This window comes from Lonsdalea britannica (genome assembly GCF_946477055.1).
GTDB lineage: Bacteria > Pseudomonadota > Gammaproteobacteria > Enterobacterales > Enterobacteriaceae > Lonsdalea > Lonsdalea britannica_A.
This window is the reverse complement of sequence record NZ_CAMKXG010000161.1, coordinates 1-8,441: the sequence shown is the minus strand read 5'-3', so window position 1 is coordinate 8,441 and position 8,441 is coordinate 1. Positions and strand designations below refer to the sequence as shown.

The 8,441-nt window shown below is 58.0% G+C and carries 9 protein-coding genes; 2 read left to right on the top strand and 7 right to left on the bottom strand.

All coding sequences use genetic code 11. The annotated features are described in order from the left end of the window. Nucleotides 1-200: 200 nt before the first annotated feature. The 6 genes from Q7O77_RS11525 to purB form a co-directional block, all read right to left on the bottom strand. On the bottom strand, nucleotides 201-1,361 hold the full coding sequence (locus Q7O77_RS11525; RefSeq protein ID WP_304167239.1) for a M20 peptidase aminoacylase family protein: 1,161 nt from the start codon (nucleotides 1,359-1,361) through the stop codon (nucleotides 201-203). Nucleotides 1,362-1,425: 64 nt separating this feature from the next. Continuing rightward, a complete protein-coding gene (locus Q7O77_RS11520; RefSeq protein ID WP_304167237.1) occupies nucleotides 1,426-2,187 on the bottom strand; it encodes an amino acid ABC transporter ATP-binding protein in 762 nt (253 codons plus the stop codon). A gap of 9 nt (nucleotides 2,188-2,196) precedes the next feature. Continuing rightward, nucleotides 2,197-2,868, bottom strand: coding sequence for an amino acid ABC transporter permease (locus Q7O77_RS11515; protein WP_085652177.1), 672 nt, complete (start codon nucleotides 2,866-2,868; stop codon nucleotides 2,197-2,199). A gap of 40 nt (nucleotides 2,869-2,908) precedes the next feature. Continuing rightward, complete coding sequence (locus Q7O77_RS11510; protein ID WP_304167245.1) at nucleotides 2,909-3,700, bottom strand: amino acid ABC transporter substrate-binding protein; 792 nt, start codon at nucleotides 3,698-3,700, stop codon at nucleotides 2,909-2,911. Nucleotides 3,701-3,732: 32 nt separating this feature from the next. After that, nucleotides 3,733-4,239 (bottom strand): GNAT family N-acetyltransferase, encoded by a 507-nt coding sequence (locus tag Q7O77_RS11505; RefSeq protein ID WP_304167196.1) that lies wholly within the window; start codon nucleotides 4,237-4,239, stop codon nucleotides 3,733-3,735. A 14-nt stretch (nucleotides 4,240-4,253) separates the two neighbouring features. Continuing rightward, nucleotides 4,254-5,624, bottom strand: coding sequence for an adenylosuccinate lyase (gene purB, locus Q7O77_RS11500; RefSeq protein WP_304167193.1), 1,371 nt, complete (start codon nucleotides 5,622-5,624; stop codon nucleotides 4,254-4,256). Between the two features lie 387 nt (nucleotides 5,625-6,011). On the opposite strand from purB, the gene otsB reads away from it, so the two are divergent. Together otsB and otsA are read left to right on the top strand one after the other, a co-directional pair. Continuing rightward, nucleotides 6,012-6,782 (top strand): trehalose-phosphatase, encoded by a 771-nt coding sequence (otsB, locus tag Q7O77_RS11495; protein WP_304167191.1) that lies wholly within the window; start codon nucleotides 6,012-6,014, stop codon nucleotides 6,780-6,782. Between the two features lie 4 nt (nucleotides 6,783-6,786). Beyond that, the gene (gene otsA / locus Q7O77_RS11490) at nucleotides 6,787-8,211 is read left to right on the top strand and encodes an alpha,alpha-trehalose-phosphate synthase (protein ID WP_304167188.1); all 1,425 of its coding nucleotides are present in this window, start codon (nucleotides 6,787-6,789) and stop codon (nucleotides 8,209-8,211) included. Nucleotides 8,212-8,259: 48 nt separating this feature from the next. Here otsA and Q7O77_RS11485 read toward each other — a convergent pair. Continuing rightward, nucleotides 8,260-8,441, bottom strand: a 182-nt coding sequence (locus Q7O77_RS11485; RefSeq protein WP_304167185.1) for a hypothetical protein, incomplete at its 5' end; no start/stop codon positions are given.

The following is an 8,441-nucleotide window of genomic DNA, read 5'->3' as shown; positions in this document are numbered from 1 at the left end:
AATAAACCCTATTGATCAAAACGTTATCCGTCTTCTTTTGACGACAGTCTGAAACCTACCTGTCGCTTAAAGAAGACAGTCCCGATAACCGCCGCTTAGGACTGAAAACGGGACTTTGCGGTGTAGAGCTGCCGCTATCTGCGTCGGTCGCCGGGGGTGCCACAGGGCATCCCCCTTTATCAGCCTCACCGCGGAGGTGATCACGCTTCCTGCGACAGGTGCTCCAGGCTTTTGCGCGCGACGCTGTAGAGATAATGCGCCGTCGGAAACAGCGCCCGATCGTCCACCCGGAATTTAGGATGATGCAGCGCGTACGGTCCGCCGGAGCCAACCATCATGAACGTACCCGGCAGCTTCTGCTGATAAAACGAGAAATCTTCGCCAATAGGACTGGCCTCCACGCGGCGAGCCTCAAACCCCTCGTCGCTGGCGACCTGTAAGGAGAACTCCACCCAACGAGGCGTATTGACGACCGACGGCGGTCCCGCATGCCATAGCAGCTCAATCTCCGCGCCGTAGGTACTGGCGATCCCCGCCACAATTTGCCGAAAGCGCTGTTCAATCAGGTCGCGCGCTTCCGCACTAAAGGTTCGCACCGTGCCTTCCAGATAGGCCGTGTCGGGAATGACGTTCCAGGTACTGCCGCTGTGTACCTGCGTAATCGACACCACCGCGTTATTGTCCGACGGGACGTTCCGGCTGACGATCGTCTGCACCGCGCCGATCAGCTGTCCCACAATGATGATCGGATCGTTGCCTTCATGCGGTTTCGCCGCATGACACCCTTTGGCGGCGATCTTGATTTCAAAACGATCGACGCCCGCGGTCAGCGCGCCATCCTTACCCCCGATCACGCCAACGGGCAGCGTCGGATCGTTGTGGATCCCGAAAATCGCCGTCGCTCCGTCCAGCGCGCCGGTGGCGATGACGTCCGGCGCCCCTAACCCTGTCTCTTCCGCCGCCTGAAACAGAATGCGGACCCGGCCTTTTAGCTCGGACTCCGCCCGTTTCAGCAATATCGCCGCGCCCAGCGCCGCCGACGTATGAAAGTCGTGTCCGCAGGCGTGCATCACGCCCTGATGATGGGAGCTGAACGCGACGCCGGACTCTTCTTCAATCGGCAAAGCATCAATATCCGCGCGCACCACAACCAGCGGCTCCGCTTCAGGGCTACCGATCTCCGCCACCAGTCCGGTTTTCAGCGGCAGATCGAGGATGCGAATCCCCTCTTTTTCCAGCTCCGCGCGGATTTTACGGGTGGTTTCGAACTCCTGATTAGACAGTTCGGGGTACTGGTGCATATCGTGGCGAAACGCCTGAACGAATTGCGCCAGAGGTTCATGCTGAGGGTTCACTCTCATAGTCGGAAACTCCTAACGGTGACGCCATCGGCAATGCCGGGCGTGACAAAAAGGTGAGAATCGATCAGATAACATATTCCGTCGGTTCATGGATCGTCGTTAACTGCCGCAGGAAGCGCTGCGTCTGCGGGTTGTCGGAAAAGCTGATGACTTGTTCCGCCGGTCCCTGCTCCACGATGCGGCCGTCAGCCATGAAGATCACCCGGTCAGCCACCTCTTTGGCGAACTGCATCTCGTGGGTGACGATCACCATCGTGGTGTCGTTTTTCGCCAGCTGTTTAATGACCTGCAGCACTTCATGCACCCGCTCCGGGTCCAGCGCCGAGGTCGGCTCATCGAACAAAATCGCCTGCGGCTCGACCGCCAGCGCCCGGGCGATGCTGACCCGCTGCTGCTGACCGCCGGATAGCGTCACCGGATACTGCCCGGCCTGCGGTTCCAGACCGACCCGCGCCAGCAGCGCCATGCCCTTCTCCCGGGCCTGCGCTTTCGGCATTTTCTTCACAACGATGAGCGCTTCGGTCACATTCTCCAGCGCGGTTTTATTCTTGAACAGGTTGTAGTTCTGGAAGACCATCGCCGTCTGCTGACGCAGCGCGTGGGCCTCCTTGCGCGTATATCGCTGGCAGTCCAGCGTTCGTTCGCCGATGACAATCGTGCCTGCTTCCGGCGACTCCAGCAAGTTCATGCAGCGCAACAGCGTCGACTTCCCCGAGCCGGACGGCCCGATGATCGCCACCACTTCCCCCTTCGCGACCTCGAGACTGATGTCGTTCAGCACCGCGCGCTCGCCAAAACGCTTGGTCAGATGTTTGATGCTAATCATGTCCGCTCCTTATCGCTGACGCGAATGGCTGAGTTTCTTTTCCAGCAGGGCCTGCAACCGCGCGTAAATGAGGATCAGCAGCCAGTACACCAGCCCGACCACCAAAAACGTTTCGAAGAAACGCAGCGATTCGGCGGCAATCATCTTGCCCTCGGCAAACAGTTCGGAGACGCCCAGCGCGAAAGCGACCGACGTGTCCTTAATCAACGAAATAAAGGTGTTGCCGGTGGCAGGCAGCGCGTTCAACAACGCCTGCGGCAGCACGATGCGGCCGTAGATCTGCGCCCGGTTCATCCCCACCGACAATCCGGCCTCCGTCTGGCCCGGGTCGACCGAAGCCAGCGCCGCGCGGAAAATCTCCGCCATATAGGCAGAGTTTTTCAGGCTGAAACCGATAATGGCCGCCGACATCGCCGACATGCCATTCAGCTCGGGAAACAGCTGCGGCAAACCGAAATAAATAATGAACAGCTGCACCAACGACGGAATACCGCGAAACAGCGAGATATACAGCTCAACAAGCTTCACCACCACCAGGAATCGGCTTTCGCGCAGCAGCGCCAGCGCGAGTCCCAGGATAATGGCGAACAGCATCGATACCACCGCCAGCAGCAGCGTGGTCGGCACATACATCAGCACCTGGGGAAACACGTTTAACAGATAGCCAAAATCAATATTCATACGTCATACCTGCGGGCTTGCCACTCTGTTTCCAGTCGGTTCAGGAAGCGGGGGGCGTCGTGATATCGTCGCCGAAATACTTGATGGACAGCGCTTTCAGACGACCATCATCACGTAGCCGCTGCAACGCCTCGTCAAACTGTTTGCGCAGCGCTTCGCCCTTCTCATCCTTATGGAACGGGAACCCGACCGACTCAACCACCAGCGGACCGCCCACCAGCTTAAAGGGCAGATTGCGCTTGTTGATTTCCGCCAGCAGGATCGGTCCCGATTGGACATACCCTTGCACGCGTTTCGCCAGCGCGTCGCTCATCGCGCCGTCGCGGTTTTCATAGGTACGGATGGTGATACTGCCGTCAGGGAAGGCTTTCTTCAGATTATTAACGTGGTTGGACCCCAGTACGCCCGCCACCGTTTTCCCTTTCAGATCGTCCAGCGTATTGATGTCGGCATTCTCCTTATGGGTGACGATCTGACTGCCGTAATAGCCATACGTCTGGGAAAAGTCATATTTTTGCTGGCGAACCGGCGTAATCGCCACCACGTTCGCCACCGTATCCAGCTTTTTCGCTTCCAACTGCCCCATAATGCCGCTGAAGTCGGCCGTTACCCACTCAATCCGGTAGTTCAGCTCTTTAGCAATGTCCTCCGCCACCTCGACATCGAACCCGACCAGTTTGTTGTCCTGTTTAAATGCGTTGGGGTAACTCTGACCCGTTGCGCCGATACGCAACACTTTGGCATCGTCGCCGCTATTCTGAGCGTCGCACCCGGCTGTGATTAACGCGGCGGCCAGTGCGGCGGCGGACAGGGTCAGTGCTTTCAATTTCATCATTACGCCTCTCTTGTCGAAGGGTGCTGCGTTCACTGCGCATCGTGCTGCGGGTGAAACACTTTTTTCATGTAAATAGTCAGGTGGCCCTTGCCCAAATCGGCCTGCCCAATGGTTTCAAAGCCATATTTTTGGTACATCGCCAACAGCCAGGGATGCTGCTGAGCCGTGCCGAGCGTGACCGCTGGCGTCTTGAGCTGACCGATCAGAATCTCCTGCTCTAGCCAGGTCAGCATCTGACGGCCCAGCCCCTGTTGTTTGAAGTCCGGATGGGTGGCGAACCAGCCCAGATGCGGCAGCCCGTAAGGTCCGGGATTCGGCCCCCACGGATAGCGCACGGTAAAGGAGGAAGCCAGACGCCCGTCTTTTTCCATCACGTAAACGCCGTGGTTTTGAATATGCCGACGCACCCTTTCGAGATCCGCATGCGCGGCGTCGAAGTGGATGCCCAACGCCCGTATCGGCGCATAGGCGGCGGCCGTCAGCGCCAAAAACGCGTCGTCATCGGCTAACGTGGCCAGGCGAAATCGTAGACTCATGGCGTGTTCACTCTTTAGGCAGAGAGGGTAAGGAGGCCGACGCGTTCCGCATGGCGAATCACATCATCGACTTTCAGCACGGCGTGACCGACGTAGTTCGTCGGGTCCAGCCACCTGTCCAGCTCGTCGGCGTTGAGATGTTGTGAAAGCACCGGGTGCTCCAGCAGCGTCGTCTTAAACGGCTGATGGTTTTCAAACGCGGCCATCGCGCATTCGTACACCAGATGATGAGCGGTCTGTTTGCCCAGCCGCTGACCCATTTCAAACATGACTTTCTCGGATTGCAGCAACCCGTCCTGCCGCGCCAGATTGATCCGCATCTGACTTTCGTTGACCGACATGCCGCGCAGAACCCCCAGCGCGGTTTGCAGCTGGGCGGACAGGTAGATATTGATTTCCGGCAGCGCAATCCACTCCGCCCGCCAGCTCATGGCGTCGCGTTCATGCTCTACCTTCATGGATTCATGGATAAGAGCCACGCTCTTCAGGAGCGGCGGTGTGAGGCTCGCCAATCCCTCCAGCGCAGCGGGATTACGTTTGTGCGGCATGGTGGTGGAGCCGATTTTGCCTGCTGAGAACGGCTCTTCGATTTCGTTGATTTCAGTGCGCATCAGGTTGTATAGCTCGTTGCCGATTTTCCCCAACGTGCCGCTGATTAATGCCGCCACGGAGGCGAACTCGGAGAAGCGATCACGGGCGGACTGCCAGCTAATCGTCGGCGTATTCAACCCAAGACGATCCAGCGTCCTGCGTTCAATCTCAGGCCCCAGCTCTCCGAACGAAGCATAGGTGCCGATCGCGCCATTGATATTACCCACCAGCACGCGTTCGCGAATCTCCTCCAGCCGTTGCAGGTGCCGGATGAACTCATCCAGCCAGACCGCCAGCTTGAAGCCGAACGTGGTCGGCAGCGCCTGCATGCCGTGCGTACGGCCCGTCATCAATGTCTGCCGGTGTTTCTGCGCCAGACGCTTTAGCTCAAGCGCGATGAGCCGGGTGTCGCGCACCACAATCTGGAATGCCTGCTTCAGCTGCAATACCGTACCGGTATCGACGATATCCTGCGTGGTGACGCCATAGTGAATATATTCACCCGCCGGGCCGCACTGCCGCTGCAACGCGTTGATCGTCGGCATCAGGGAGTGTTTCATCCGCGCCGCGTCCTGCGCTAACGCGTCGAGATCCAGCGCGGCGGCATCTGCACGTTCAGCGATTTCCGCCGCGGCCTGCGGAGGAATCACCTCCAGCTCCCCTTCGACCCACGCCAGCGCGACTTCCACCTCAATCTGCTGCGCCAGGCGGTTGCGTTCAGACCATACCTCGCGCATTTCGGCGGTGCCAAAATTGTTTCCAATCAGAAGAAAATCAATCGGGTGAGAAGCCATAGGTTACTCTTCGCATACGGTTCAATGAGATTTTGGTCAGGCCAGGAAAAGGAGGGAAGACCGCTGAAAACAGAGCATTGGCTTAGAAATATAGCACGCTGAATTCGCTGGCTATATATCGTATGAGACTAAGATAGAACGGCGAGGGAAAATCGTTAAAAGACTTAATAATCAATAAAAAACCTTAAAACCATGTGAAACTCATGGTTGAAAAACCGCCACAGATCATGGATAAAAAACCATTATTTAGCTGGCGAATTATTCATCGCTGCCTATAATTAACGGCACTGCCTTATTTTCATGTATCAGCAAAAGGAGCTATCAGGCGCAGTATTGACGTAACGCCAAACAGATTCCAAATAATTTCTCAAAAGGAGGAGCGGTACGATGACAGACAAGGCACCAGAACCCCCTTTACGCTTAGCTGCTTATGCTTTCTTCTTCGATCTCGACGGCACGCTGGCCGAGATCCAGCCCACCCCCGAACAGGTGGTCGTCCCCCCTGCGATCTGTCATACGCTGCATACCCTTTTTACCGGTAACGATGGCGCGCTGGCGTTGATCTCTGGACGCCCGATTGCAGAGCTGGACGCGCTGGTCGCCCCACTCGTCTTGCCCGCTGCGGGGATCCACGGCGCAGAACGGCGCGAAATTGATGGGCAACGCCATGAAACGCCCCTCCCGGACGATATCGTCAGCGCTTTGCAGGACGCGTTAACTCGCGGGCTGGCCTCGCTTCCCGGCTGTCGACTGGAAAATAAGGGCGCGTCCTTCGCATTGCACTACCGTCAGGCCCCCGATTATAAGCCGGAAGTCACGGCGCTGGCGGAGTCGCTTTGTCAGCGCTATCCGCAGCTGACCGTACAAACCGGCAAATGCGTGGTCGAACTGAAACCACGCGGGGCGAATAAAGGCGCCGCCATTAACACCTTTATGCAATCTCCCCCTTTCGCCGGGCGCACGCCGCTTTTCATCGGCGACGATACCACCGACGAAGCCGGATTCCGTCAGGTGAACGCACTGGGCGGCATTTCCGTCAAAGTCGGCCCAGGGCCCAGCGAAGCGCGCTACCGACTCGCCAACGTCGCCGCGGTACATCTTTGGCTCACACAGCAGCAGGCCATGTATGAAAACAAAATTTCATTGGTAAGGAGCTAAAGCTATGAGTCGATTAGTCGTCATCTCGAACAGAATTGCCGCCCCCGATAGCAAGAGACAGAGCGCCGGCGGTCTTGCTGTCGGCATATTGGATGCGCTCAAAAGCAGCGGTGGGCTGTGGTACGGCTGGAACGGAGACATCAGCGACGATCCGTTGCCGCTACAGATACAGAAAAACGACGGCATTACCTACGCCTCGTTCAACCTGAGCCACACGGACTACGAAGAGTATTACTGTCAGTTCTCCAATACCGTTCTCTGGCCCGCTTTTCACTACCGTCTGGACTTGGTGTCTTATGACCGCAGCGCGTGGGAAGGCTATTGCCGCGTCAATACGCTGCTGGCGGAGCGCCTGCAGCCGCTGGTGAAAGAGGACGATATTCTGTGGGTTCACGACTACCACCTGCTGCCGTTCGGAGCCGCATGCCGTCAATTGGGCCTGAATAACCGCATGGGCTTTTTCCTGCACATCCCGTTCCCCGCGCCGGATATCTTCAACGCGCTGCCGCCCTGCGAGGAGTTGCTGGAGAAACTGTGCGAATACGATCTGCTCGGATTCCAAACCGAACACGATCGGCAGGCATTTCTCGAAAGTTTGTCCCTGCTGACGCCCGTTAAAACCGTCGGCGAACAGACCTACAGCGCGTTCGGCAATCTGTTTCGCACCGAGGTGTACCCCATCGGCATCGAGCCGGAAAGCATTCGCAAAATGGCCGAAGGTCCGTTGCCCGCCAAGCTGGAAGAGGCCCGTCGCGGTCTGGTGAATCTGAAGAACGTGATTGCCGTGGAGCGCCTGGACTACTCCAAGGGACTGCCCGAACGCTTCCTGGCCTTCGAATCATTGCTGGAAAACTATCCACAGCATCGCGGTCACGTCCGCTATACGCAGATCGCGCCGACCTCGCGCGGCGACGTACAGGCCTATCAGGATATTCGCCATCAGTTGGAAACCGAGGCCGGTCGCATCAACAGCCGCTACGGCACGCTGAACTGGACGCCGCTGTACTACCTCAATCAGCACTTTGAACGCCGACTGCTGATGAAAATTTTCCGCTATACCGAGGTCGGGCTGGTGACGCCGCTGCGCGACGGCATGAATCTGGTCGCCAAAGAGTATGTCGCCTCGCAGGATCCGAACGATCCGGGCGTATTGATTTTGTCTAAATTCGCCGGCGCGGCCAACGAACTGACCGCCGCCCTGATCGTCAATCCGTACGACCGCGATCAGGTCGCCAGCGCGCTGGATCAGGCGTTAACCATGCCGTTGGCGGAGCGGATCGCCCGTCACAGCGATATGATGGCGGTCATCAACCGCAACGACATCAGCCACTGGCGCCAGTCATTCCTGGCGGATTTAAAGGCGGTCGACCTCTGTCGGCAACAGCACAGTCTGGAAAAAAAGATCGCGACCTTTCCCCGGCAGGCATGACGCCGCAGGATAGGGCCGATCCTCATATGGGATGACGGGGTCGCGCGATCAAAATGACAGCTCGCGGATCGCCACGGCGGACACCCGCAGCCACAGCCGTCCCAACAAGCTGCGCGACTCCCCCGTCAGGGCGACCCGGCCGATCACCACCTGAGACGGTGCCGGGCTATCCGGCGACAGCCGCAGCACCACGCGATAGACCGCCTGCTCAGGAGACAGCCGATTTTGCG

Excerpts from the sequence above, each read along its gene's own strand:
- Q7O77_RS11525 (WP_304167239.1), bottom strand. The coding sequence starts at position 1,361 with ATGAGAGTGAACCCTCAGCATGAACCTCTGGCGCAATTCGTTCAGGCG.
- Q7O77_RS11520 (WP_304167237.1), bottom strand. The coding sequence starts at position 2,187 with ATGATTAGCATCAAACATCTGACCAAGCGTTTTGGCGAGCGCGCGGTG.
- Q7O77_RS11515 (WP_085652177.1), bottom strand. The coding sequence starts at position 2,868 with ATGAATATTGATTTTGGCTATCTGTTAAACGTGTTTCCCCAGGTGCTG.
- Q7O77_RS11510 (WP_304167245.1), bottom strand. The coding sequence starts at position 3,700 with ATGAAATTGAAAGCACTGACCCTGTCCGCCGCCGCACTGGCCGCCGCG.
- Q7O77_RS11505 (WP_304167196.1), bottom strand. The coding sequence starts at position 4,239 with ATGAGTCTACGATTTCGCCTGGCCACGTTAGCCGATGACGACGCGTTT.
- purB (WP_304167193.1), bottom strand. The coding sequence starts at position 5,624 with ATGGCTTCTCACCCGATTGATTTTCTTCTGATTGGAAACAATTTTGGC.
- otsB (WP_304167191.1), top strand. The coding sequence starts at position 6,012 with ATGACAGACAAGGCACCAGAACCCCCTTTACGCTTAGCTGCTTATGCT.
- otsA (WP_304167188.1), top strand. The coding sequence starts at position 6,787 with ATGAGTCGATTAGTCGTCATCTCGAACAGAATTGCCGCCCCCGATAGC.